Origin of the sequence: Kitasatospora sp. NPDC059408, from assembly GCF_042751525.1 — a bacterium.
In the GTDB taxonomy this organism is placed as follows: domain Bacteria; phylum Actinomycetota; class Actinomycetes; order Streptomycetales; family Streptomycetaceae; genus Kitasatospora.
Map to the genome: position 1 here is coordinate 1 of NZ_JBHYWI010000077.1, position 23,390 is coordinate 23,390.

Consider the following 23,390-nt stretch of genomic DNA (forward strand, 5'->3'; position numbering starts at 1 on the left):
TTTTTTTAATCTCACCGGGTTTGTTCGGGGGGGTAGTTGGGCGGATTGCGCCTAAAGATCGGCCGGGGGGGGGGGGTTTCTCCCCACCCCCCCGCCCCTCGAAAAGCCGATCAGGCCAGCAGGGCCTCGATGACGCCGGTGTGGGCGTCCTTCAGCTCGGCCAGCGTGACGCTGAACTGCCCCTGGACGTCGATGCTGTCGCCGTCCACGACGCCGATCCGGGTGGCCGGCAGGCCCCGGGCGGTGCACATGTCGTTGAACCGGAGCTCCTCGCTGCGCGGCACCGCCACGACGGCGCGGCCGGCCGACTCGGAGAACAGGAACACGAACGGGTCCGTGCCCTCGGGCACGATGATCCGCGCGCCCTGGCCGCCCTTGAGGCAGCTCTCCACGAGCGCCTGGCCGAGGCCGCCGTCGGAGAGGTCGTGCGCGGCGTCGATCATGCCGTCGCGCGAGGCGGCGATCAGGATGTCGCCGAGCAGCCGCTCGCGCTCCAGGTCGACCTTGGGCGGCAGGCCGCCGAGGTGGTCGTGGACGACCTGGGACCAGGCCGAGCCGCCGAGCTCGTCCGCCGTGTCGCCGAGCAGGTAGAGCAGCTGCCCCTCCTCGGCGAAGGCGACCGGGGTGCGGCGGGTCACGTCGTCGATGACGCCGAGCACCGCGACCACGGGGGTCGGGTGGATGGCGACCTCGCCGGTCTGGTTGTACAGCGAGACGTTGCCGCCGGTGACCGGGGTGCCGAGGACCAGGCAGGCGTCGGCCAGTCCGCGGGTGGCCTCGGCGAACTGCCACATGACGTCCGGGTCCTCGGGGGAGCCGAAGTTGAGGCAGTCGGAGACGGCGAGCGGCTTGGCGCCGCCGGCCGCGACGTTGCGGTAGGCCTCGGCGAGGGCCAGCTGGGCGCCGGTGTACGGGTCCAGCTTGGCGTAGCGACCGTTGCCGTCGGTGGCGACCGAGACGCCGAGGTTGGTCTCGTCGTCGATCCGGATCATGCCCGAGTCCTCGCCGTGCGAGAGCACGGTGTTGCCGAGCACGTACCGGTCGTACTGGTCGGTGATCCAGGACTTGGAGGCCTGGTTCGGGTGGCCGGCGACCTTCAGCAGGTCGGCCTTGAGGCCCTCGCCGGTGGTCGGGCGGGCCAGCCGCTCGCCGGTGGGGGCGTCGGCCTGCAGCGCGTCCTGCCAGCTCGGGCGGGCGTACGGGCGCTGGTAGGTCGGGCCCTCGTGGGCGACGGTGCGCGGCGGCACGTCGACGACGAGCTCGCCGTGCCAGAAGATCTCCAGGCGCTCGCCGTCGGTCACCTCACCGATGACGTTGGCGATGACGTCCCACTTCTCGCAGATCTCCAGGAAGCGGGCGACCTTGTCCGGCTCGACGATCGCGCACATGCGCTCCTGCGACTCGCTCATGAGGATCTCCTCCGGCGAGAGCGTGTTGTCGCGCAGGTGCACGGTGTCGAGGTCGATCCGCATGCCGCCGGAGCCGGCCGAGGCCAGCTCGCTGGTGGCGCAGGACAGGCCGGCGCCGCCGAGGTCCTGGATGCCCTTGACGAGCTTCTCGCCGAAGATCTCCAGGGTGCACTCGATGAGGAGCTTCTCCTGGAACGGGTCGCCGACCTGGACGGCCGGGCGCTTGGCCGGCTTGGTGTCGTCGAAGGTCTCGGAGGCCAGCACCGAGACGCCGCCGATGCCGTCGCCGCCGGTGCGGGCGCCGTACAGGATGACCTTGTTGCCGGCGCCGGAGGCCTGCGCGAGGTGGATGTCCTCGTGCTTCATGACGCCCACGCACAGCGCGTTGACCAGCGGGTTGCCCTGGTAGCAGGAGTCGAAGACGACCTCGCCGCCGATGTTCGGCAGGCCCAGGCAGTTGCCGTAGCCGCCGATGCCCGCGACGATCCCGGGCAGCACGCGCCGGGTGTCCGGGTGGTCGGCCGCGCCGAACCGCAGCGGGTCCATGACGGCGACCGGGCGGGCGCCCATCGCGAGGATGTCGCGCACGATGCCGCCGATGCCGGTGGCCGCGCCCTGGTAGGGCTCGATGTACGACGGGTGGTTGTGCGACTCGACCTTGAAGGTCACGGCGTAGCCCTGGCCGACGTCCACGACACCGGCGTTCTCGCCGATGCCGACGAGCATGGCGTCGGAATCGGGCTTCTTCTCGCCGAACTGCTTCAGGTGGACCTTGCTGCTCTTGTACGAACAGTGCTCCGACCACATGACCGAGTACATCGCGAGTTCCGCCCCGGTCGGGCGGCGGCCGAGAATCTCCCGGATCCGCGCGTACTCGTCCTCCTTGAGGCCGAGTTCGGCCCACGGCTGGGCCGCGTCCGGGGTCTGCTCGGCGTTCTTGACGGTGTCGAGGCTCATCAGGCGTTCACCAGCTGCTTCAGGACGGAAGTGAAGAAGCCCAGGCCCTCGGTGGTCGGACCGGTGAGCGACTCCACCGCGTGCTCCGGGTGCGGCATCAGGCCGACGACATTGCCGGCGGCGTTGGTGATGCCGGCGATGTCGCGGTACGAACCGTTCGGGTTGACGTCCAGGTAGCGGGCGACCACCCGGCCCTCGGCCTCCAGCTCGTCCAGGACGTGCGCGTCGGCGACGAAGCGGCCCTCGCCGTTCTTCAGCGGAACCACGATTTCCTGGCCCGCCGAGTAATCCCGGGTCCACGCGGTGCCGGCGTTCTCGATCCGCAGCTTCTGGTCGCGGCAGACGAAGTGCAGCGAGTCGTTGCGGGTGAGCGCGCCCGGCAGCAGGTGCGATTCGCACAGCACCTGGAAGCCGTTGCAGATACCGAGGACCGGCATTCCGAGCTTCGCCTGCTCGATGATGGTGGTCATGACCGGCGAGAAGCGGGAGATCGCCCCGCAGCGCAGATAGTCGCCGTAACTGAAACCGCCCGGCAGGACGACGGCGTCGACCTGGTGGAGATCCTCGTCACGGTGCCAGAGGGAGACCGGCTCGGCGCCGGCCAGCCGGACCGCGCGCTGCGCGTCGCGGTCGTCGAGGGAACCGGGGAAAGTGACGACGCCTACGCGGGTGGTCACTTCGCCGCCTCCTCGACCCGGACGGTGAAGTCCTCGATCACGGTGTTGGCGAGAAAGGTCTCGGCGGCTTCGCGGATACGGGCGAGTGCGGCGTCGTCGACCGGACCCTCCAGCTCCAGCTCGAAACGCTTGCCCTGGCGGACGTCGGCGATCCCGGTGAATCCGAGACGGGGCAGTGCGCGCTGCACCGCCTGTCCCTGGGGGTCGAGGATCTCCGGCTTGAGCATGACGTCGACTACGACGCGTGCCACTGGCACTCCCGGTGGTGTCTTCGTGAGGCGGGGGAACTCCAGACTACCGGTGGTTTCGGGCGGGATTGCTGGCCGGGGAGAGCGACGCGCGTAGACCCGAGACCCTTACGCCGCAAGGGATCCGGCCGCGCCGACCCCCACCCCCGGCAGCCGATTTCGGCGGATTGGCCGGCCGGGCGGAGAACCCCCGAAGAACACCCGAATACGGCACTCCGGGACAGAACCGCCCGTCCCGCGCTCCGGTATCCGCAAGTCCCACGAAGAGACGTGAATATCCGGAAAAGAATGCCGGACTCTTCGATTTCGACCAGCTTCGGGTGCAGAATAGGGCCACCTGTCGCGGCAAGTGCTGCGTATCCGGCGGGCCACCAGGCCTGCCCGTATGCGCTTGCGCGAGTGGTGCACATCAGGCCCCGGGGCGCACCCCGCGCACCGACGGCCGAATTGCCCGAGAGGATTGACACCCATGGCACAGCGTGTAGTTGTCACGCTCTCCGACGACCTGGACGGCGGCGCCGCCGCGGAAACCGTCCACTTCGGCGTCGACGGGAAGTCGTACGAGATCGACCTGTCCGTGGACAACGCGGAAAAGCTGCGGGAGGCCCTCGCGCCGTTCGTCGCGGCCGGACGGCGGCAGAGCCGCACCGGAAAGTCCTTCCGCCGCACCGCGCTGACCCCCGACCCGGCCGCGGTCCGCGCCTGGGCCCAGTCGCGCGGAATGGAGCTGCCGGCCCGCGGGCGCATCCCCAAGCACGTGTACGAGGCGTTCGCCGAGGCGAACTGACCCCGGCGGGGACGTCCGGCCCGAGCCGGCGGTCCCGCGGTCGCCCTGCCCGCCGAAAGGGTGGGGCGACCACCCCGAACGATGCTGTAGAGTATTCCTCGTCGCCGCAACGGAGAGATCCGAAGAGGCGGCCGGTGCCCCACCAGGCACCGTGCGGACGTGGCTCAGTTGGTAGAGCATCACCTTGCCAAGGTGAGGGTCGCGAGTTCGAATCTCGTCGTCCGCTCGCAGTACGCAAGCACAGCACAACTCAATAGTTTGACCTGCGGACGTGGCTCAGTTGGTAGAGCATCACCTTGCCAAGGTGAGGGTCGCGAGTTCGAATCTCGTCGTCCGCTCAGAAACGAAGGGCTCCTCGGTAGAGGGGCCCTTCGGCATTTCCCCGAGCACTCCCCGCGCCCGCGGGCTTACCGGTGACCGATGACATTTGTCACCGCCGACCCGTGGATCCGCACCCCCTTCCGATGACGGCGCGCACTGACCGCGCGGACCGGGCGGCGGAAGGCTGGAGCCATGGAAACGCGCCAGCCCGCCGGCACCTCCGGCCCCGTGATCGAGGTCACCGACCTCCAGCGCCACTACGGCTCCGGCACCACCGGCTACCACGCCGTCCGCGGCGTCGACCTGACCGTCGGCCGCGGCGAGCTCTACGCCCTGCTCGGCACCAACGGGGCCGGCAAGACCTCCACCATGGAGCTCGTCGAGGGCCTGGCCGCGCCCAGCGGCGGCACCGTCCGGGTGCTCGGCCACGACCCGTACCGGGAGCGGGCCGCGCTCCGCCCGCGGATCGGCATCATGCTCCAGGAGGGCGGCTTCCCCGGCGAGCTCACCGTCGCCGAGACCGGCCGCACGTGGTCCGGCCTGACCAGCGGCGCCCGCCCGGTGGCGGAGGCGCTGGAGCTGGTCGGCCTCGGCCACCGGCGCGACGTGCGGGTCAAGCAGCTGTCCGGCGGCGAGCGCCGCCGGCTCGACCTCGCGATGGCCCTGCTCGGGCGCCCCGAGGTGCTCTTCCTGGACGAGCCCAGCACCGGCCTGGACCCGGAGGCCCGCGCCGCCGTCTGGCGGCTGGTCCGCGAGCTGCGCGCCCAGGGCACCACCGTGCTGCTCACCACGCACTACCTGGAGGAGGCCGAGGAACTGGCCGACCGGCTGGCGATCATGCACGGCGGGCGGGTCGTCACCACCGGCACCGTCGCCGAGGTGATCGCCGGACGGCCCTCCCGGATCACCTTCGAACTGCCCGACTTCACCGGGGCCTCGCTGCCGCTGCTGGCCGGGGCCGAGGTCGCCGTCGACGGCCGCAAGGTCACCGTGCAGACCTCCGCCCTCCAGCGGGACCTCCACGAGCTGCTCGGCTGGGCCCACCACCACGACCTCGCGCTCGGCGCCCTGGACGCCCGCAGCGCCTCGCTGGAGGAGGCCTTCCTCGCGATCGCCTCCGAGGCCGCCCACCAGGACGAGCCGCGGCCGCCCGCGCCCGCCGGCCGCGCCTCCCGTCCCTCCCGCTCCTCCCGCCGCCTGATCGGATCCGCCCGATGACCACCGCCGCCCCCTCCAGCGCCACCGGCACCACCACCGGCACCGCCGCCGGCCCGCAGGGGACCGCCCTGCGCCGCCTGGCCTCCCTCGGCCGCTCCGAGGCCACCCTGCTGCTGCGCAACCGCTCGGCCCTGTTCACCGCCCTGCTGCTGCCGGTGCTGATGATCGCCGGCCGCCGCAGCATGCTGAAGCAGCAGGCCTCGGACCACCCCGGCCTGGACGTCGACTCGCTGCTGATCATCGGCACCATCGGCGGGATCCTGGCCTTCGTCGTCTACTACAACCTGACCGCCGCGTACGTCGGCCGCCGCAACGAGCTGGTGCTCAAGCGGCTGCGCACCGGCGAGGCCCGGGACCTGGAGATCCTGGCCGGCACGGCCGTGCCCTCGGTGAGCCTCGCGCTGCTGATGAGCGCGGTCGTCGCGGGCGGCGGCGCCGCCTTCCTGCACCTCGGCGCCCCGGTGAACCCGCTGCTGCTGGCCGCCGGGCTGCTCCTGAGCATCGGCACGATGATGGCGACGGCCGCGCTCACCAGCGCCTTCACCAAGACCGTCGAGACCGCCGGCATCACCACCCTCCCGCTGCTGCTCGTCTCGCAGTTCGGCTCCGGCCTGTTCATCCCACTGGAGGTCATGCCCGACCGGGTCGCCGACTTCTGCCGGCTGCTGCCCACCACCCCGGGCTTCCAGCTGATCCGGATCGGCTGGACCGGCACCGACGGCTCGGCCGCCGCCACCGGCTTCGGCGGCACCTGGTCCACCGCCGTGCCGCACCTCGTCACGGGCGCCGTGTGGCTGGGCCTGGCGGGCTGGGGCGCGGTCCGGTACTTCCGCTGGGAGTCCCGCCGCTGACGTCCCGGCGGACGGCACCACAACCGAAGCCCCGGCCCCTCCCTCCCTCTGATATGAAGGCAGCGACAGCAACGTGACGGGACGGGGAGCAAGTCGATGCAGGTCAGGGGGCCGATCCGGCGCTGGAAGGGCTACGGCAAGCCGCAGCGCGCCGAGCTGTACTTCCGCTGGTCGCTGTACCTGATGGCGTGGATGATGCTGCCGATCAACCTCCTGGTCAGCGCCTCCCCCGCGAACCTCCCGCACTACGGCACCGCCGTCCGGGTCGCCCTGGTCGTCTCGCTCGCCTCCACGCTGGTCACGCTCCGGGCGTACCGCACCGCGCTCGACCACTACCTGAAGCGGCCGGTCGAGTACCGGCGCTGGCTGGTCGTCAACGCCGTCCTGACGGTGGTCGGCTCCTGGACCGTCATCCTGCTCGGCCCGTCCACCGGCGGGCCGGTGAGCCCCCACGCGCCGCCGTTCACCGCGGTCGTCGCCACCGCCCTGATGGGCTCGGCGATCGGCCCGACGGCCGTCGCGGTCTCCCTGCCCAGGACCTTCCTGATCGCCATCGGCCAGGTCCTGGCGATCGCTCCCGCGATGGTGCTGGCCGGGTTCGACCCGGGCATCACGATCGGGCTGCTGGTCGGGGCGGTGATCGGCCTGTCCTTCCTGATCGGCAGCTGCCGCAGCTTCGCCTGGGTGACCGCGATCGTCTGGGAGCTGGACGCCGCCCGCGAGGCGCAGTCCCGGCTCGCCGTCGCCGAGGAGCGGCTGCGCTTCTCCCGCGACCTGCACGACGTCATGGGCCGCAACCTCACGACGATCGCGCTCAAGAGCGAGCTCGCCGTCCAACTCGCCCGCCGGGGGCGCGCGGAGGCCGCCGAACAGATGGCCGAGGTGCAGCGGATCGCCCAGGACTCGCAGCGCGAGGTCCGCGACGTCATCCGCGGCTACCGCACCGCCGACCTGCACGCCGAGGCGATCGGCGCCCGGGCGGTGCTGCGCTCCGCCGACGTCGCCTGCGAGATCGACCTCGGCGAGGACGCGGACCGGCTGCCGGCCCCGGTGCAGTCGGTGCTCGGCTGGGTGATCCGCGAGGCCACCACCAACGTGCTGCGGCACAGCGAGGCCGCGCACTGCCTGATCCGCCTGCACCGGGAGGACGGCCGGGCGGTGCTGGAGCTGGAGAACGACGGCGTGCCGGAGGTCCCGCTGCCCTCCCAGGGCGGCGGCACCGGACTGCGCGGGCTCCGCGAGCGGCTGGCCGCCCACGACGGCGAGCTGACCGTCCCGACGGCCGCACCGGGCACGTTCCGGATGCTCGCGGCCGTACCGATCTGACCGACGTCACCCCGTCCGCCGGCGCCGAGGAGGCCCACCGATGACCGAGACCCCGCCCGTCCGCGTCCTGCTCGCCGACGACGAGCACCTGATCCGGGGCGCGCTGGCCGCGCTGCTGTCGCTGGAGGACGACATCGAGGTCGTCGCCCAGGCCGGCTCCGGCCCGGAGGCGCTCGCGATGGCCCAGGCGCACCGGCCCGACATCGCCGTCCTGGACCTGCAGATGCCCGGACGCGACGGCATCGAGGTCGCCACCGAACTGCGCCGGCTGCTGCCGGACTGCCGCTGCATGATCGTCACCGGCCACGGCCGGCCCGGCTACCTGAAGCGGGCGCTGGAGGTCGGGGTGCGCGGCTTCCTGCCCAAGACCGTGTCGGCGGCCGACCTCGCGGGGATCATCCGGACCGTCCGGGCCGGCGGCCGGTACGTCGACCCCGAGCTCGCCGCGGACGCGATCAGCGCCGGCGAGACGCCGCTGACGCCGCGCGAGACCGACGTCCTGGAGCTGGCCGCGGACGGCACGCCGATCGCCGAGATCGCCGCGCGGGCGGCGCTGTCCCAGGGCACCGTCCGCAACTACCTGTCCTCGGCGGCCACCAAGCTGGGCGCGGAGAACCGGCACGCGGCGGTGCGGATCGCCCGCGAGCACGGCTGGATCTGACGGCCGTACCCGCGGGCGCTCGGGGGATCAGACCCAGCTGGTGCCGGTCAGGCGCTCGTACACCTCGACGTACTTGGCCCGGGTCCGCTCGACCACCTCGGCCGGCAGCGCCGGCGGCGGCTCCTCGCTGTAGCGGTCCCAGCCGGAGGCCGGGGAGACCAGCCAGTCGCGGATGAGCTGCTTGTCGAAGGACGCCTGCGAGCGGCCGGGCTCGTAGTCGTCGGCCGGCCAGTAACGGGAGGAGTCCGGGGTGAGCACCTCGTCGCCGATCACCAGCTCGCCGTCCAGCAGGCCGAACTCGAACTTGGTGTCGGCCAGGATGATGCCGCGGTCGCGGGCGATGTCCCGGGCGCGGGCGTAGACGTCGAGGGTGGTGCGCCGCACCTGGTTGGCCAGCTCGGCGCCGATCCGGCGGGCGGTCTCCTCGTAGGGGACGTTCTCGTCGTGCTCGCCGACCTCGGCCTTGAGCGCCGGGGTGTAGATCGGGGCGGGCAGCTCGGAGCTGTTGACCAGGCCCTCGGGCAGCGCGATGCCGCAGACCGTGCGGCTCTCCTCGTACTCGCTCAGGCCGGAGCCGGCCAGGTAGCCGCGGGCGACCGCCTCGACCGGGATCATGTCCAGGCTCTTGCAGATCAGCGTGCGGCCCTTCCAGTCGGCGGGCGCGCCGGCCGGGACCTCGGTGGAGATCACGTGGTTGGGCACGATGTCGGCGATCCGCTCGAACCACCACAGGGAGAGCTGGGTGAGGACGCGGCCCTTGTCGGGGATCTCGTTCGGCAGCACCCAGTCGTGGGCCGACATCCGGTCGCTGGCCACCATGACCAGCTCGCCCGACTCGGTGCGGTAGAGGTCGCGCACCTTGCCGGTGTGCAGGTGGACCAGGCCGGGCACCTGGACCGGCTCGGGCTTGGTGACAAATCCGCTCAAGGTGTTCAGTCCTCAGGGGTCGTTCACGGGCGTGGGCCATCAGTCCAGCGGCCGGGCCGTGCGAAAGGGGAGGTCACTGCCCCCGCAGTCTTTCACGAACGCTCCCGGCGGCCTTCCGGGCCTTCCGGGCCTCGCGCCGACGGGCTCAGGGCCCGTTCTTGCAGAGCCGGTCGAGCAGATTGGCGGTGGCGCGCTGGACGCGCTCGTCGGTGAGGCCGGGGCGGCCCAGCGCTGGCGACCAGGCGAAGGTGCCGGCCGCGAAGACGTACGCGCCGCTGGGCGCGCGGTAGAGCGAGGTCTCCTGGTAGCGGGTGCGGCCGGCGAGGTCCCGGTACGGGGAGTGGGCCAGCAGGACGCGCTCGGTGTGCTCGGGCAGCGCCACCTTCGGGTAGTAGCGGTCGGCCTCGCCGGCCACCAGGCCGGGCAGCTCGTCGCCCTCCTGGAGCCCGGTGCCGTCCCACAGCCAGTGCGCGGTGTGCCGGGCGAGCAGCGGGGCGGGCGCGGCGACCCGGCCCGAGTACTGCACGCCGAGCAGGTGCTGCTCGGGTTCTCCGGCGTCCCGCCACAGGGCGCTCGCGGCGCCCGGCGCCCCGGCCGCCGGGCTGCCCGGCCGGACCTTCTGGCGCTTGCGGCAGTTGAGCAGCCGGTTCGGCTCGCCGGAGGCGGCGGCGGTCAGCTCGACCCGCCAGTACATGGTGTTGGCGGACAGGAAGACCAGCGAGGTACCGCCGTCGCGGGCCCGCTCGGCGGCGCGGCGCATCGGCTCGGACCAGTACTCGTCGTGGCCCGGGAAGACCAGCGCCCGGTGCCGCGCCGGATCGACCAGGCCGGCGTGCAGGTCGGTGGCGGTCGCGTAGGCGAGGTCGTAGCCGTAGCGCTCGGCCCAGCGGATGAAGTCGTAGGCGTGGCCGACGTGCAGCGGCAGCCCGGCGGTGGCGTGCGGGCGGTCGAAGGAGACGGTGACGGCCGCCTCCGACTCGCCGACCAGCCCGCCCCGGCCGTCCCACGCGTGGTAGAGGCTCGCGCCGCTGCGGCCGTCCTCGGGGAACAGGTTGTAGGCCTGCCAGGTCACGTCGGGGAGCACCAGGAGCAGTTCGGCGGCGTGCGCCCGGTCCTCGAAGTCCCTTACGGTGAACGGGATGTGGCTGCGGTGCAGCATGTCCGCGGTGGTCAGCACGGCGACGTACGCGCCGGGCCGCCAGTGGGCGGGGATCTGCAGCCGCCAGGAGTGCCACCAGTGGTGGCAGGACACCGTCCGGCCGACCACCAGCGGGGCGGGCTGGGCGAGGCCGGCGATGAGCGGGCTGGACGTCATGTGGTGCGCCCCGTCACCGCCGTAGTGGCCGATCCGGTAGACGTCCACGGTGAACTCGCGCGGCGGGTTGACGGTGACCCGGAAGTCCACCGAGCCGCCGGGGCGGACCACCCCGGCCGAGGCGAAGCCCTTGATCTGCTGGACGACGTCGTCGGCGCTGCGCGGGGTGCCGACCGGCGGCCGGGGCCGGGCAGCGGCGGCCAGCGGGCGCTGGCCGGGGGCGTCCACGGACACGTACCAGGGCACGGTGCCCTCGGCGTCGGCCAGGTACTCGTCGGGGCTGCGCAGCCAGGGCAGCGGGCCTTGGCCGAAGGGGTCGGAGGCGCTGTAGGCAAGCGTTCCGGACTCCCAGCGGCGGTTGAGTTCGGTACCCACGCGCCCCTCCCAGGTGCACTCCCCTCCGGCTGGCACGTGCCCCCCGGATGTGCGTGCGGTCTAATACACCACACAGTGCTGGCGCAGCGTCACCCTGCGGTAGCAATTGGTGGTGGCAATCTCGGGCCGGTCGGCGGCGGGCCCTCCGGCCTGCGCGGACGGCCGCCCGCGGGCCCCGCCGGGGGCGCGTGGGCGGCGTTCGAGCGCCGCTGTCGATCAGAGGCGGACGGGCTTCTCCAGGCGGACGTCGGCGGCGTCGAGCCAGGCGCGCAGGGGGCCGTCCTGGCCCTGTTCGACGGCCTGGGCGACGGGGGCGGCGAGGTCGGTGCGGCGCACGCCGCGGATCAGCAGGACCGGGCCGTCCAGCCAGTCCAGGCCGGGGGTGGCGCCCGCGGTGTCGACGGCGGCGCAGCAGACCATCGCGGTGACGTGGTCGACCAGCAGGTCGCGGCCGCTGCGGACGGGTTCGAGCAGTGGGGCCGGGGCGGTGGTGCGGGCCAGCTCGGCGGCGAGGGCGGCGGCCAGCTGTTCGCCGTCGCCCTCGGCGAGGCGGACCAGCAGCCGGGTGAGCGTCGGGGCGCCGGGGCGGGCCTGGGGCGCGAGGCGGTCCAGGGCGCTCTGCAGGGCCGCGGCGCGGGCCCGCCAGCCGGCGTCGACGGCCTCGGCCGGGTAGTCGGTCCACTCCAGCTCGTGCCAGGCGCCGGCGGCCGGCTCGCCGAAGAACAGCTCGGCGGCGAGCCGGGAGACCGCCCGGTCGACGGTGCCGGGCTCCTCCAGCAGGTCGCAGGCGGGGCGGTCGCCGAGCCGGGTGCCGTAGCCGTCGGCCAGCCGGTCGCGCCGGGACAGCTCGGTGAGGGCGGCGACCACGCCGGCGTTGAGGTGGGCCGGGTGGCGGCCGAGCCGCCAGGCGGGCAGTGCGACCCGGGTGAGCAGGCGGTCCCAGCCGGCGTAGGCGAGGCCGACCTGCTCCTGGGCGGCGATCCGCAGGCCGTAGTCGACCGTCCTGGCCTGCTCGGAGGCCCAGCTCGCGACGGACCGCTCCAGCTCGGCCGCGTGGCCGCGGCAGGCGCCGAGGAGGCGGCGGGTGATCCGGTCGGTCAGCAGGGCCGGGCCGCGGCGCGGCGCCCGGGGCGGGCCGGCCAGCACGGCGCCGCCGAGCCCGGCCGGGGACGGGCCGGTGTCCAGGCTGGCGTCGAGACTGCGCAGGAAGCGGCGGGCGGCGGCGATGTCCGGGTCCGCGGAGGCGGCGGTGCCGGCCACCACGGGCGCGAGCAGGGCGCGCAGCTCGTCGGCCCGCATCCACCACAGGAACGGCGAGCCGATCACCAGGACGGGCGCGGGCGGCTCGGACCGGGGGCGGTGCGGGTGCGCGGGCTGGACGTCCTCCAGCCAGCTGTCGCAGTCCGGGGTGAGCGCGATGGCGGAGGGCGCGGGGACGTCCAGCCGGTCGGCGAGTTCGGCGATCAGCCGGTACAGCTCGGGCGCCTCCGCCCGCTCCAGCGGGACCGCCGGGGTGCGCGGTGGGACGGCCCTGCGGTAGGCCCGGGCGGCCAGGCCGGCCACCAGGAGGGCGAGCACGGCGACCGCGCCGACCGCCCAGCGGGCGGCGTCCCAGCCGGCCGCGTCGGAGGCGCCGGGCGCCCCGATGCGGCCGGTGAACCGTCCGGCCAGCAGGACCACCGCGACGGCGGCGGGCACGGCGGCGGTGGCCAGGGCGAGCCCGCGGATCCGCAGGACCGCCTGGGCGTGTGCGCGCGCGGTGTCGGCAGCGGCCATACGGTGCGGCACCCCCTTCGGAGCCCTCGGGCGCCCGCTGACGGGCCCCTGAGCCGACTCGAAACGATCAGTTCCGACCGGGAAGCGGTGGTGTCCGATCCCGGTAGTGCGTGCTGTGTGGCGCTTCTGCCATGTTCGACGCCCCGGTCCGCGTGGGTGTTCCGGAACGACCCGGTTTCCACTCGTCCCGGTGACGCCGTCCGAATATCCGGACGACGTACCGGACGCCCCGCGACCGGTCCGGTGCGAAGCACCCGGGCGACCGCCCGGCCGGACGCCGTCCAGCATCCCCCCGCGGGACCGCCGCTACCCGGCGGCGACCCCAGCGCGCGGCCACGGCGCGGTGCGATCCAGCGCACCATAAGGCCGGGCGGCCGGTTACGTCAGCCGGATGCGGGTGCTGTCACTCGATGGGCTGGAATCCGGCCGCCGAACGGTGCGCCGCCCACCACGGCCGCCCCCGCCCGGGAACGCCGCAGGGCGCTGCGTCCATGGGGGTGTTTCCCACGACGCGGCGCCCTGCGGAGTGCGGACGGCCCGGACGGCTAGGCGGTGGCCGCCGCCTTGAGGGCGATGTCGGTGCGGTGCTGGCCGCCCTTGAGCGAGATGCGGTCGACGGCGGCGTACGCCCGGCCGCGCGCCTCGGCGAGGTCGGCGCCGGTCGCGGTGACGGACAGGACCCGGCCGCCGGCGCTCAGCACCCGGCCGTCCACGTCCGCCGCGGTGCCGGCGTGCAGGACGAACGCGGTGCCGTCCGCCTCGGCCTCCGCGAGGCCCTCGATCGGGTCCCCGGTGCGCGGCGCGGCCGGGTAGCCCTCGGAGGCGACGACGACGGTCACGGCCGCGTCCTCGCTCCAGCGCAGCGGCTCCAGCTGGTCGAGCGTGCCGGTGGCGGAGGCCAGCAGGACGCCGGCCAGCGGGGTGCGCAGCCGGGCCAGCACGACCTGGGTCTCGGGGTCGCCGAAGCGGGCGTTGAACTCGATCACCCGGGTGCCGCGCGAGGTGAGCGCGAGGCCGGCGTAGAGCAGGCCGGAGAACTCGGTGCCGCGGCGGCGCAGCTCGTCCACGGTCGGCTGCAGGACGGTGTCCAGGACCTCCTGGACCAGCCCGTCGGGCGCCCACGGCAGCGGCGAGTAGGCGCCCATGCCGCCGGTGTTGGGGCCCTCGTCGCCGTCCAGCGCGCGCTTGAAGTCCTGGGCGGGCTGCAGCGGGAGGACGGTGGTGCCGTCGGTGATCGCGAACAGCGAGACCTCCGGGCCGTCCAGGTACTCCTCGATGACCACGCGCTCGCAGGCGGCGGCGTGGGCCAGCGCGGCCGCGCGGTCCGAGGTGACGACGACGCCCTTGCCCGCCGCCAGGCCGTCGTCCTTGACGACGTAGGGCGCGCCGAAGGCGTCGAGGGCCTCGGCGGCCTCCTCGGCGGTGGTGCACACGTAGGAGCGGGCGGTCGGGACGCCGGCGCCGGCCATCACGTCCTTGGCGAAGGCCTTCGAGCCTTCCAGCTGGGCGGCCGCGCCGGACGGGCCGAAGACGGGGATCCCGGCCGCGCGCACGGCGTCGGCGACGCCCGCGACCAGCGGGGCCTCCGGGCCGACGACGACGAGGTCGGCACCGAGCCGCCCGGCCAGGCCGGCGACCCGGGCGCCGTCCAGCTGGTCGACCGGGTGGACCGTCGCCACCTGCGCGATGCCGGCGTTGCCCGGGGCGCAGTGCAGCTCGGTGACGGCGGGATCTTGGGACAAGGAGCGGCACAGGGCGTGTTCGCGGGCGCCGCCGCCGATGACGAGGACCTTCACGGTTGGCAAGGGTAGTCGGTGGCCTGTTCCGGCCGCTCTCCGGTCCCGTCGGAACCTCCAAGCGGAGAGCTCCGTACGCTCACGATGTCGGAGGATCCTCCAAGGCGGGGCCCCGTCTTTCGGCGGCGGGTGGCCGGGTCAGGACGGCGGGTCACCGGGGCCTCGCTCGGACGGGTGAAATCTCGCCGACCCCCGCATCCCTCCGACCTCGTGTTCCGGTGGCCGAATCCGATAACGATCAAGGGGGAAGCGCCCCGCGGTCAGCCATTTGGCGGTAAGAAGTGCTGTTGGACAACCTCTGGCAGACGATCCGTCAGCCGGACGCGTCGCCAGACCCAGCCGCCCGCCCCGCCACAGGGAGCCCCACAGGTGAGCCAGCCGGAAATGCAGCCCGAGGAGAGTGCCTGGGGCAAGGAGATCGGCGAGGAGGACCAGCCCGTCGCGGCGGTCGCCCGCCGGGCGTCCACCCGCCGCCGGACCGATCTGAGCGCCCGCCAGTTCCCGCTCGGGGACTGGGGTGAGCCGGCCGAGCGGCTGGAGGAGCTCTACCGCTGGTCCGAGGAGCGGGCGGTCGAGGCGATCGAGTGGTACCGCAAGGACCGGGTCTGGAAGCGCCGCTGGGCCCGCCTGCTGCGGTTCGGCACGGTCGGCTTCGCGATCGGCGGGGTGTCCGCCCCGCTGGTGGACCTGACCGGCACCGTCGCGCACGGCACCAGCTGGGGCTACGTCGGCCTGGCCCTCTCGGCGGCCTGCTACGGCACCGACCGGGCGTTCGGCCTCACCTCCGGCTGGATGCGGGACGTGAGCACCGCGCAGGCGCTGCAACGCCGTCTGGAGGCCTTCCAGTTCGACTGGGCGTCGGAGTGCGTGCGGGAGGTGCTCGGCCCGACCGAGGGCACCGCGGGCGAGGCGGCCGAGCGCTGCCTGGGCGTGCTGCGCCGGTTCTGCGAGGACGTGTCGGACATGGTCCGCACCGAGACCTCGGAGTGGATGCTGGAGTTCCGCGCGTCGATGACGCAGCTGCCCACCCAGGCCCCCGGGACGTGGGGCGGGCGCACCGAGACCGGCGTGGGCGCCCAGGTGCGGGTGCTGCCCCCGCCGGGCACCCGGCCCACCATGCCGCGCCAGCGGCCGCCGGAGGGCCCGCTGCGGTAGGCGGGCGGCCGTGCGGGGGCGGACGTGCGGGGGCCGAGGACCGGACAGCCGAGGCTGCCGCCCGGCTCAGGCGAAGACGATCATCGAGCCCTGGGAGACGCTCCGGGTCGCCGCCGCGTACAGGCCCGCCCACGCGTGCCGCTCGCGGGCGAAGGGGTGCAGGTCGTCCAGCGGCGGGCCGAACGGCTGCTCCAGGCCGGTCGGCCCGAGCGGCTTGGTCGGGGCCGGCGGGTTGTACGGGTCCAGGCCCAGGGACGGTGCCACGGCCTGGAGTTCGCGCAGCAGCCCGTGGCTGGAGCCGAGCGGGCCGCCGACCGCGAGCAGCGCGTCGTCCACCAGCGGCACCGCGAACTCGATCGGCACGTAGGCGCCCGCGTGGTCGAAGTGCCAGACCAGGTGGGACTGTTCGGCGCTGTTCTCGAACATCTCCAGGAGCTGCTCGTAGTCGCCGCCGAGCGAGTCGACCGGCGTGATGTCGAGGCCGGTGAGGCCCAACAGGTAGGCGCGGCGCAGGAAGTGCAGGGAGTCGTAGTCGAAGGCGGCTATCGGCTCGACCGCCCCGCTGATCCCCGGGACGTACTGGTAGACCGGCACCTCGGGCAGTCCGCGCGAGGTCAGCACGGCGTTGTACAGCGCGAGGTCGTCCCGGAAGGGGTTGTCGGGGCTGTGGCTCAGCACGTCCACGAGCGGGACGAGCCAGAGGTCGCAGGCCATGGCCGGCTCTTCCTCTCCGGGCGGGGAGTCGTCCGCGCGGACGGGGACGACTACGGGCGGCGGTGTCCGCACCGGGACGGGTCCCGACGGGGACGTCCGGTACGACGACCGCCCACCCTACCGGCCCGGCGCGCGATGCGGATCGGGCCGTCCCTGCGGGTGCTCGGGGGGCTCGGGCAGCCGCCGGCCGAACCGGCCGTGCGGGATCGATCGCGGCTGCGGCACCAGGCCGAGCCCCAGTCCGAGCTCCCGGCCCAGCTCGCGGCCGACGTCCTCGCCGCGCCGCGGGCGGGCCGTCCCCGGCACCGCGGGGCCCGGCTCGTCCGGCGGCGGCCCGGCCGGCCCGGGGGCCGGGGCGGGCTCCTCGTCCACGGACTCGGTGAGCAGCCCCAGCACGGCCACCGACTCCAGCGGCTGCCCGGCCAGCTCGGCCAGCAGCCGGACGGTGAACAGGTTGTACTCGCAGATGATCCGGTGCGCCCCGGCCAGGTCCCGGGCCTCGATCGCGTCCACCAGGTCGACGTGCCGGTCCCAGCACACCCCGCCCAGCGCGGACAGCTCCCGCAGGTAGGACGCCGCGAACATCCAGGACTGCACGCGCAGCCAGTCCAGGTAGGCGCCGATCCGGCGGTTGCCGAGCAGCCCGGCGACCTCCTGCCAGAACCGGCGGTCGCAGCCCACCATGACGTCCAGGTTCCCGGCCCTGGCCGCCCGCACGGCCGCGTCCGCCCGGCGGCGCAGCGAGGGCAGCCGGGTGAGGTCGGGCAGGGCGCGGCGGGAGCGGTACTGGCGGTAGTAGCTGTCGGTGAGCAGCACCCGGGACTCGAAGATCTCCACGAAGTCGTCCCAGCCCAGCTCGGGCACGGTGAAGCCGCGGTGGTGCTCGGCCCGCAGCAGGCCCTGGGCACCGAGGTCGACCAGCGCCTCGCGGGCCGGGGTCGCGGAGACGCCGTACAGCTCGGCGATCTCCTTGACGGTGAAATTGCGGCCCGCCTCAAGGCGGCCGGCCATCATCTCCTCGCGCAGCGCGCCCGCGATCTGCTCGCGGAGGCTGTTGCGGCGGATGACGGGACGGGTGTCGCCTGCGCCGTTGCCGGCCATGCGCGCGACCTCCTCGGGCGGGCCGACCGGCCGCCCCTCGGCGGACCGGCCGAAGAACGACTGGGAACACGACGAGTGCTCATCTTCTCAAACCCGTCCGGAGCAGGTACAAACCAACCCCGGGAACGGCCGGATCCCGCCCGTTCCGTCCCCTCCGGCGTCAGCGCTGGACCGGCGCCGGGATCCCCAGCAGGCGGTCCCGCAGCACCGGGAACTCCGCCCGCGCCTTGGCCACCTCGGCCGGGTCGAAGTCGACGGTCAGCACCTGCTCCCCCGCCCCGGCCTCGGCCAGCACCCGGCCCCACGGGTCCACCACGATGCTGTGCCCGGCCTGCTCGACCCCGCCGTGCGTCCCGGCGGTGTTGCAGGCGAGGACGTACGCCTGCTCCTCCACCGCGCGCGCCCGGGCCAGCAGCGTCCAGTGCTCGCGGCGCCGCGCCGGCCAGGCCGCCGGGACGACCAGCAGCTGCGCGCCCGCGTCGAGCAGGGCCCGGAACAGCTCGGGGAAGCGCAGGTCGTAGCAGGTGGCCAGGCCGAGCGTGCCGAAGTCGGTCGCGGCCGTGACGATCTCCTGCCCGGCGCCCATCACCACCGCCTCGCCGCTGTCGAAGCCGAAGCGGTGGATCTTGCGGTAGGTGTGCACGAGCTCGCCGTCGGGGGCGAACAGCAGCGAGGTGTTGTAGATCGGCCCGTCCGGGTCGCGTTCGACGATCGAACCGGCGTGCAACCAGACCCCGGCGGCCCGGGCGGCGGCCGCCATGGCGTCCGAGGTGGGCCCGTCGAGCGTCTCCGCGCCCTCCGACCAGAGGTCGTAGGCGAAGCCCCCGAGCGGCCACAGTTCCGGCAGGACCACCAGGTCACAGCCGTGCTGGGCCCGTACCAGGGAGGCCGCCCTGGCCCGTCGCTCGGCCGGCGGCTCGGCGTCGGAGACCGCGAGTTGGATCAATGAAGCGCGCACAGTACCACCGTCCACGGCAAGAGTCCTACGATCGTCACCCGAAAGCGCTGCCCGGCTGTCACCCGGCAGCGTAACGTGCGGTTAGCGTGTGCGCCCGAAGGCCGGACCGACCCGGCCGGCCGACGGGGCAGGGTGCGCGCGGCAAGGCAGCTGACGGAGGGCCGGAGATTCCCGTGACGGACAACCAGACCGTGCAGGCGCACACCGAGGCGTGGACGCAGAGCATCGAGTCCATATCCGAACTGGTGACCCCCCTGCCGGAGGGCGCCTGGAACCGCGCCACCGAGTGCCCCGGCTGGTCCGTGCGGGACGTCGTCTCGCACATCATCGCCGTCGAGTCCGAGCTGCTCGGCGACCCCCGCCCGATCCACGCGCTCCCGCGCGACCTGCGCCACGTCACGAGCGAGTTCGCCCGCTACGTCGAGCTGCCGGTGGACAAGCGCCGCTGCCACACCGCGCTGGAGATGACCGGCGAGCTGGAGTACACGATCATCCGCCGCTCGCGGGCCCTGCGCAACGCCCGGCAGACGCCCGAGGAGCCGGTGCGCTGGCCGGCCGGCCCGTTCGCCCGGGACGTGCCGTACCACGAGCTGCTGCGGCTGCGGGCCTTCGACGTCTGGGTGCACGAGCAGGACCTGCGCCGGGCCCTGGCCGCGCCCGGCAACCTGGCCTCCCCGGCCGCCCTGGTCGCCCGGGACGTCCTGCTGGAGAGGCTGCCCAAGGCCGTCGCCCACACCGCGGGCGCCCCGGCCGGGACGACCCTCGTGCTGGACGTCACCGGCCCGGTCGAGTTCCTGCGCACCGTGCGGGTCGACGCGGCCGGCCGCGGCACCGTGGACGAGTCGGTCAGCCTGGCCCCCGACGTCCAGCTGACCATGGACTGGGAGACGTACGTCCGCCTCGCCTGCGGTCGCGGCCGCCCGGGCCCGGTGGGCGTCGAGGGCGACAAGGAGCTGGCCGAGCGGGTGCTGGCCACGTTCTCGGTCACCATCTGAGAGGGCAGTCGCGCACCACCCGGCGTACACGCACAACCGTGCGCCGGGGCGGTACGCCTCGTGCATCCGTGCGTCAACGTGGGACCAGTACCCCACTCGTTCGACCTCGTTGTTCCGGGCAGTCCTGCCATCACTCGGAAGAAGGAGGGGCGTCCCCATGGACGACGAACAGGAACAGCAGGAACAGATGGTGCTGGTGCGGTCGAGCTTCCCGGTCACGGGCCAGCCGATCAGGGTGGTGATGATCGACGGGCAGCCGTGGTTCGTCGCAACGGACGTGTGCCAGGTCCTGGACCGCCGCAATCCGGCCCAGGCCGTCAGGGCGCTGGATTCCCACCAGCACCGCACCGTCGACATGCGAGCGGTAACTATCACTAAAACTTACAGTTACGACGTTTCCGCAGGTCAGAAACTGTATAGCCCCGCGAACCCTTTCCTGCGCGTGGTGAGCGAGGCGGGCCTCTACTCCCTGCTGATGAGGTCCAACAAGAAGTCGTCCAAGCCGTTCAGGGACTGGGTCACCAGCGAACTCCTCCCCTCCATCCGCCGCGGGGACACCGACATCCCCACCCAGCAGCGGCGGATGGCGGAGACCCTCACCGAGGCGATCGGCCAGCAGGTGCAGATCATCGCCGAGATCGACCACGAGGACTGGCCGGGAGTCGTCATCCACTCGGACGGGACGGTGCACTGCCGGCACGGGGAGATGGTCTTCCACATGCCGACGCGGGAGGAGGACAGCGGGCCGCCCTTCGGCGCCTACTACGCCTGCCCATCCGTGGAGCGGGTCGGGATCCGGGGCAGCCGGGTGGTCCCGGGCTGCCCGAAGCTGAAGCTGGTGGACCTGGTCCGCCTGCGGCGTGAAGCGCAGCACGAGTCGGCTCCACCTGACCACGGGCTCATGCACGCAGAGCTCCACGGCGCCCGGATCTACGGGACGCCACCGCAGATGGCCGCGATGATGCGGGAGTACGGTCGCTGACGTATGCCCCCGGTATGAGTGAGTTCAACTCACTCATACCGGGGGCATTAACCTTCCCCAAAGGATGGCTAATCGCGTTTCCGCAGGTCGGAAACCCTACGCACTGACCTTCCGCCGCAGCCGCAGGATCATCGCCGTCCCCACCGCCAGCGGCACGTACTGCCAGCAGAACGCCCACCGGAAGGCGTCCGCCGAGTACGTCTCCGCGCCCGCCGGGGCCAGGGCGTCGAGCAGGACGCCGATGCCGAACAGGGTGATCATCGTGCCGATGAAGCCGCCCATGTTGACGATGCCGGAGGCCGTCCCGAGCCGCTCCACCGGGTTGCGGGCGCGGGCGTAGTCCAGGCCGACCAGCGAGGCCGGGCCGTTGCTGCCCATCACCAGGATGATCCCGACGAGCAGCCACACGGGCGGGTGCGCGCCGGGCCAGGCCAGCACCAGCGCCCAGCCCAGCGCGGTGGCCCCGATCACCGTGAACACGATCGGCATCCGGGCGCGCGGCGAGAAGGACAGCACCCGGCCGAACACGAAGCCGCAGGTCATGTTGGAGAGCACCAGGAGGGTCAGCAGCCCGCCGGCCTCCGCGCGCGTCATGCCCTGCGCCTCGACCAGGTAGGGCAGGCCCCAGAGCAGGCCGAAGGCGTTGCCGGGGAACTGCGTCGTGAAGTGCACCCAGAGTCCGAGCCTCGTGCCGGGCTCCTGCCAGCACTCCCGGACCTGCCGCCCGATCCCGGTCCGCGGCCGGTGCTGATCGACCGGCTCGGCCACGGCGGGCGCGTCCTTCAGGAAGAGCGCGACCAGCGCGAACACCGCCACGCCCAGCAGCGCGATCGCCGCGAAGGTCGGCGTCCAGCCCTCGCTGTGCAGCACCTGCGCGAGCACCACCGTCGTGAACAGGTTGCCGCCCATCCCGACGAGGCCGGTCAGCTGCGCCACGAACGGGTTCTTCGCCGCCGGGAACCAGCGTGCGGCGATCCGCAGCACGCTGATGAAGGTCATCGCGTCCCCGCAGCCCAGCACCGCGCGGGAGGCCAGCGCGGGGGCGAACGAGGAGCTGAACGCGAAGGCCAGCTGCCCGGTGCTCAGCAGCAGGACGCCGAGCAGCAGCACCCGCCGCGGCCCGAACCGGTCCACCAGCAGCCCGACGGGCACCTGCATGGCCGCGTAGACCAGCACCTGGAGGATCGAGAAGGTGGAGAGCGCCGAGGCGCCGATCCCGAAGCGCTCGGCGGCGTCCAGCCCGGCCACGCCGAGGCTGGTGCGGTGGATCACCGCGAGGACGTAGACGCTGACGCCGACCGACCACGCGAGCCACGCGGCGCGCCCGCCGGGCGGGGACGCGACGGCGGCCGAGGACGTGACGGCGGCCGGGGACTCGTCGGAGGGGCGGGGAGCGGGGGCGGACAGGGGACGGACTGAACGGTCTGGCTCCACGGGCATAGTGCGTCCAGGGTAGTCATCCCATGATTGGACGCCCAGAGTGGGGTACGACCGATCTCCCCGGGACCTGCGCTCAGCCGGTGACCGTCCAGGACACCGAGCGGGTCATGTACTTGTCCCGGAAGCCCTCGTCGCGCACCCAGTCCGTGGTGTCCCGGACGGTCGCCGTGACGGTGGCGGCGCGGCCGGCCGGGATGTTCAGCTGCGCCGAGTCCAGCCGCCCGCCGTTCACCGTCCGCGGATCCGCCGGGACGCCGTCCACCGTCCAGTCCACCCGCAGCTGGCGCGGCCCGGACAGCGGCAGCGGCCGGGCGTCCAGCTGCGGACGGCCGTCGACCTCGCCGGGCGGCGGCACCGGGGGGTCGGTCGGGCGGATCCGGCGGTACAGCTCCTCGATGATCGCCTCGCGCGAGGGCAGGTTGTAGGCACTGCCCAGGGTGCGCATCACCGAGTCCTGCGTCGGCCGGTAGAGGCCGTTGGCGCTGCGGTACGCCCCGACCGTCCCGGCGCCGTCCGGGGACGCGGCGCCCAGCCAGCGCCACCACTTGGTCTGCTTCTTGCGCATGTCGTCGGCGTTGAGGGTGGAGAGGTTCGGGTAGTCGGCGTCGTCCGGCGCGGAGTCGTACTCGTCCCCGAGGTCCCCCACGGTGTGGCCGATCTCGTGCTGGATGATCCGCCCCGCGTCCGGGCTGCCGCCCGCCAGGGTGGTCACCCCGGTGCCCCCGGCGCCGCCGTACTCGGTCGAGTTCGCCAGCGCTATCAGGTACTGCGGCCCGGCGCTGTCCCCCGCCAGCCGGGCGGTGGCCGCCTCGTCCGCGCAGAGCAGCCGGGCGGTGCCCTCGCACCAGAAGTGCATGCCGAGCGGGGTCGAGGGGTTGCGGCCGCGGCTCTCGGTCTCGGCTATCCCGGAGACCGGCGAGAGCACCTCGACCCGCCGTATGTTGAAGAACGCCTGGTAGCTGCGGAACGGCTCGATGTCCATCAGCGAGTGCCAGGCCCGGTCCGCCTGCTGCTGGAAGAGGTCCTGCTCGGCCGCCGTGTAGCCGTCGCCGAGCAGCACCAGGGTGATCCGGTTGGCCGGGTCGCCGGTGCGGCGTATGTCGACGGTCGGGGCGGGCGCGGCGCCGCGCAGGTCGGCGCGCTGCGCCGTGTGCGGCGGCACCGCCCGGTCGACGGGGGCGCCGGCCCCGATCACGCCGAACGGCGAGGGGCCGACCAGTTCCAGGGCGGCCGGGAGTACGGCGGTGGACACCAGCACGAGCGCGGCCAGACTCCGAACGAGACGGCCAGGGTTGCCAGGCGGCATACGGGTGCGTCCTCGGGGCTCCGGTCACCCGGTGTCGCCCGGGTGGTGGAGCGGAGACGTACCCGACCCGGCGTGTCGCCCCCACCGGCGGACGA

At 73.5% G+C, this 23,390-nt stretch carries 20 protein-coding genes and 2 tRNA genes; 10 read left to right on the forward strand and 12 right to left on the reverse strand.

Annotation, left to right across the window (positions count from 1 at the left end; all coding sequences use genetic code 11):
- Positions 1 to 110 precede the first annotated feature (110 nt).
- The 3 genes from purL to purS are packed head-to-tail and all read right to left on the reverse strand — an operon-like array spanning position 111 to position 3,294.
- On the reverse strand, positions 111 to 2,366 hold the full coding sequence (gene purL, locus ACFXDE_RS35005) for a phosphoribosylformylglycinamidine synthase subunit PurL (RefSeq protein ID WP_380498504.1): 2,256 nt from the start codon (positions 2,364 to 2,366) through the stop codon (positions 111 to 113).
- Positions 2,366 to 3,043: a phosphoribosylformylglycinamidine synthase subunit PurQ gene (gene purQ, locus ACFXDE_RS35010; RefSeq protein ID WP_380498505.1), complete on the reverse strand. Its 678-nt coding sequence runs from the start codon at positions 3,041 to 3,043 to the stop codon at positions 2,366 to 2,368. The genes purL and purQ overlap by 1 nt, the downstream gene beginning before the upstream one ends.
- On the reverse strand, positions 3,040 to 3,294 hold the full coding sequence (gene purS / locus ACFXDE_RS35015; protein ID WP_030278336.1) for a phosphoribosylformylglycinamidine synthase subunit PurS: 255 nt from the start codon (positions 3,292 to 3,294) through the stop codon (positions 3,040 to 3,042). The genes purQ and purS overlap by 4 nt, the downstream gene beginning before the upstream one ends.
- A gap of 466 nt (positions 3,295 to 3,760) precedes the next feature.
- On the opposite strand from purS, the gene ACFXDE_RS35020 reads away from it, so the two are divergent.
- The 7 genes from ACFXDE_RS35020 (at position 3,761) to ACFXDE_RS35050 (ending at position 8,455) form a co-directional block, all read left to right on the forward strand.
- Positions 3,761 to 4,078 (forward strand): Lsr2 family protein, encoded by a 318-nt coding sequence (locus tag ACFXDE_RS35020; RefSeq protein ID WP_030304494.1) that lies wholly within the window; start codon positions 3,761 to 3,763, stop codon positions 4,076 to 4,078.
- A gap of 153 nt (positions 4,079 to 4,231) precedes the next feature.
- Positions 4,232 to 4,304, forward strand: a tRNA-Gly gene (locus ACFXDE_RS35025).
- Between the two features lie 39 nt (positions 4,305 to 4,343).
- Positions 4,344 to 4,416 (forward strand) — tRNA-Gly (locus ACFXDE_RS35030).
- Positions 4,417 to 4,591: 175 nt separating this feature from the next.
- Positions 4,592 to 5,617, forward strand: coding sequence for an ABC transporter ATP-binding protein (locus ACFXDE_RS35035; RefSeq protein WP_380498506.1), 1,026 nt, complete (start codon positions 4,592 to 4,594; stop codon positions 5,615 to 5,617).
- Positions 5,614 to 6,468 (forward strand): ABC transporter permease, encoded by an 855-nt coding sequence (locus ACFXDE_RS35040; protein WP_380445547.1) that lies wholly within the window; start codon positions 5,614 to 5,616, stop codon positions 6,466 to 6,468. Before ACFXDE_RS35035 ends, ACFXDE_RS35040 begins: the two co-directional genes overlap by 4 nt.
- Before the next feature lie 96 nt (positions 6,469 to 6,564).
- Complete coding sequence (locus ACFXDE_RS35045) at positions 6,565 to 7,794, forward strand: sensor histidine kinase (RefSeq protein ID WP_380498507.1); 1,230 nt, start codon at positions 6,565 to 6,567, stop codon at positions 7,792 to 7,794.
- 40 nt (positions 7,795 to 7,834) lie between these two features.
- Positions 7,835 to 8,455 carry a response regulator transcription factor gene (locus ACFXDE_RS35050; RefSeq protein WP_359970474.1) on the forward strand — a complete coding sequence of 207 codons (621 nt, stop codon included), beginning with the start codon at positions 7,835 to 7,837 and terminating at the stop codon, positions 8,453 to 8,455.
- A gap of 27 nt (positions 8,456 to 8,482) precedes the next feature.
- On the opposite strand, the gene ACFXDE_RS35055 is transcribed toward ACFXDE_RS35050, so the two are convergent.
- From ACFXDE_RS35055 to purD, 4 genes are all read right to left on the reverse strand, one after another.
- On the reverse strand, positions 8,483 to 9,382 hold the full coding sequence (locus ACFXDE_RS35055) for a phosphoribosylaminoimidazolesuccinocarboxamide synthase (protein WP_380445549.1): 900 nt from the start codon (positions 9,380 to 9,382) through the stop codon (positions 8,483 to 8,485).
- A 145-nt stretch (positions 9,383 to 9,527) separates the two neighbouring features.
- Entirely contained in the window at positions 9,528 to 11,072 is a 1,545-nt protein-coding gene (locus ACFXDE_RS35060; protein ID WP_380445550.1) for a N,N-dimethylformamidase beta subunit family domain-containing protein, read from the reverse strand.
- Positions 11,073 to 11,288: 216 nt separating this feature from the next.
- The gene (locus ACFXDE_RS35065; RefSeq protein ID WP_380445551.1) at positions 11,289 to 12,848 is read right to left on the reverse strand and encodes a hypothetical protein; all 1,560 of its coding nucleotides are present in this window, start codon (positions 12,846 to 12,848) and stop codon (positions 11,289 to 11,291) included.
- Positions 12,849 to 13,393: 545 nt separating this feature from the next.
- Positions 13,394 to 14,644 (reverse strand): phosphoribosylamine--glycine ligase, encoded by a 1,251-nt coding sequence (purD, locus tag ACFXDE_RS35070; RefSeq protein ID WP_380498508.1) that lies wholly within the window; start codon positions 14,642 to 14,644, stop codon positions 13,394 to 13,396.
- A gap of 369 nt (positions 14,645 to 15,013) precedes the next feature.
- On the opposite strand from purD, the gene ACFXDE_RS35075 reads away from it, so the two are divergent.
- Positions 15,014 to 15,799, forward strand: coding sequence for an SLATT domain-containing protein (locus ACFXDE_RS35075; RefSeq protein WP_380498509.1), 786 nt, complete (start codon positions 15,014 to 15,016; stop codon positions 15,797 to 15,799).
- A gap of 66 nt (positions 15,800 to 15,865) precedes the next feature.
- Here the strand turns inward: ACFXDE_RS35075 and ACFXDE_RS35080 are convergent, their stop codons facing one another.
- The 3 genes from ACFXDE_RS35080 to ACFXDE_RS35090 all read right to left on the reverse strand — a co-directional run bounded on the left by ACFXDE_RS35080 (position 15,866) and on the right by ACFXDE_RS35090 (position 18,572).
- Positions 15,866 to 16,513, reverse strand: coding sequence for a hypothetical protein (locus tag ACFXDE_RS35080; RefSeq protein ID WP_380445554.1), 648 nt, complete (start codon positions 16,511 to 16,513; stop codon positions 15,866 to 15,868).
- Between the two features lie 117 nt (positions 16,514 to 16,630).
- The gene (locus tag ACFXDE_RS35085) at positions 16,631 to 17,614 is read right to left on the reverse strand and encodes a GntR family transcriptional regulator (protein WP_380445555.1); all 984 of its coding nucleotides are present in this window, start codon (positions 17,612 to 17,614) and stop codon (positions 16,631 to 16,633) included.
- A 160-nt stretch (positions 17,615 to 17,774) separates the two neighbouring features.
- On the reverse strand, positions 17,775 to 18,572 hold the full coding sequence (locus ACFXDE_RS35090; RefSeq protein WP_380498510.1) for a carbon-nitrogen family hydrolase: 798 nt from the start codon (positions 18,570 to 18,572) through the stop codon (positions 17,775 to 17,777).
- A 173-nt stretch (positions 18,573 to 18,745) separates the two neighbouring features.
- On the opposite strand from ACFXDE_RS35090, the gene ACFXDE_RS35095 reads away from it, so the two are divergent.
- On the forward strand, positions 18,746 to 19,567 hold the full coding sequence (locus ACFXDE_RS35095; protein WP_380498511.1) for a maleylpyruvate isomerase family mycothiol-dependent enzyme: 822 nt from the start codon (positions 18,746 to 18,748) through the stop codon (positions 19,565 to 19,567).
- A gap of 157 nt (positions 19,568 to 19,724) precedes the next feature.
- A complete protein-coding gene (locus ACFXDE_RS35100) occupies positions 19,725 to 20,549 on the forward strand; it encodes a Bro-N domain-containing protein (RefSeq protein WP_380445558.1) in 825 nt (274 codons plus the stop codon).
- Between the two features lie 96 nt (positions 20,550 to 20,645).
- On the opposite strand, the gene ACFXDE_RS35105 is transcribed toward ACFXDE_RS35100, so the two are convergent.
- The gene (locus tag ACFXDE_RS35105; RefSeq protein WP_380498512.1) at positions 20,646 to 21,989 is read right to left on the reverse strand and encodes a nitrate/nitrite transporter; all 1,344 of its coding nucleotides are present in this window, start codon (positions 21,987 to 21,989) and stop codon (positions 20,646 to 20,648) included.
- A gap of 73 nt (positions 21,990 to 22,062) precedes the next feature.
- A complete protein-coding gene (locus tag ACFXDE_RS35110; protein WP_380498513.1) occupies positions 22,063 to 23,241 on the reverse strand; it encodes a M64 family metallopeptidase in 1,179 nt (392 codons plus the stop codon).
- Positions 23,242 to 23,390: the final 149 nt, after the last annotated feature.

Coding starts and splice junctions, on each gene's coding strand:
- purL (WP_380498504.1), bottom strand. CDS start 2,366: ATGAGCCTCGACACCGTCAAGAACGCCGAGCAGACCCCGGACGCGGCC.
- ACFXDE_RS35040 (WP_380445547.1), top strand. CDS start 5,614: ATGACCACCGCCGCCCCCTCCAGCGCCACCGGCACCACCACCGGCACC.
- ACFXDE_RS35035 (WP_380498506.1), top strand. CDS start 4,592: ATGGAAACGCGCCAGCCCGCCGGCACCTCCGGCCCCGTGATCGAGGTC.
- ACFXDE_RS35085 (WP_380445555.1), bottom strand. CDS start 17,614: ATGGCCGGCAACGGCGCAGGCGACACCCGTCCCGTCATCCGCCGCAAC.
- ACFXDE_RS35050 (WP_359970474.1), top strand. CDS start 7,835: ATGACCGAGACCCCGCCCGTCCGCGTCCTGCTCGCCGACGACGAGCAC.
- ACFXDE_RS35100 (WP_380445558.1), top strand. CDS start 19,725: ATGGACGACGAACAGGAACAGCAGGAACAGATGGTGCTGGTGCGGTCG.
- ACFXDE_RS35105 (WP_380498512.1), bottom strand. CDS start 21,989: ATGCCCGTGGAGCCAGACCGTTCAGTCCGTCCCCTGTCCGCCCCCGCT.
- ACFXDE_RS35065 (WP_380445551.1), bottom strand. CDS start 12,848: ATGGCCGCTGCCGACACCGCGCGCGCACACGCCCAGGCGGTCCTGCGG.
- ACFXDE_RS35020 (WP_030304494.1), top strand. CDS start 3,761: ATGGCACAGCGTGTAGTTGTCACGCTCTCCGACGACCTGGACGGCGGC.
- ACFXDE_RS35045 (WP_380498507.1), top strand. CDS start 6,565: ATGCAGGTCAGGGGGCCGATCCGGCGCTGGAAGGGCTACGGCAAGCCG.
- ACFXDE_RS35080 (WP_380445554.1), bottom strand. CDS start 16,513: ATGGCCTGCGACCTCTGGCTCGTCCCGCTCGTGGACGTGCTGAGCCAC.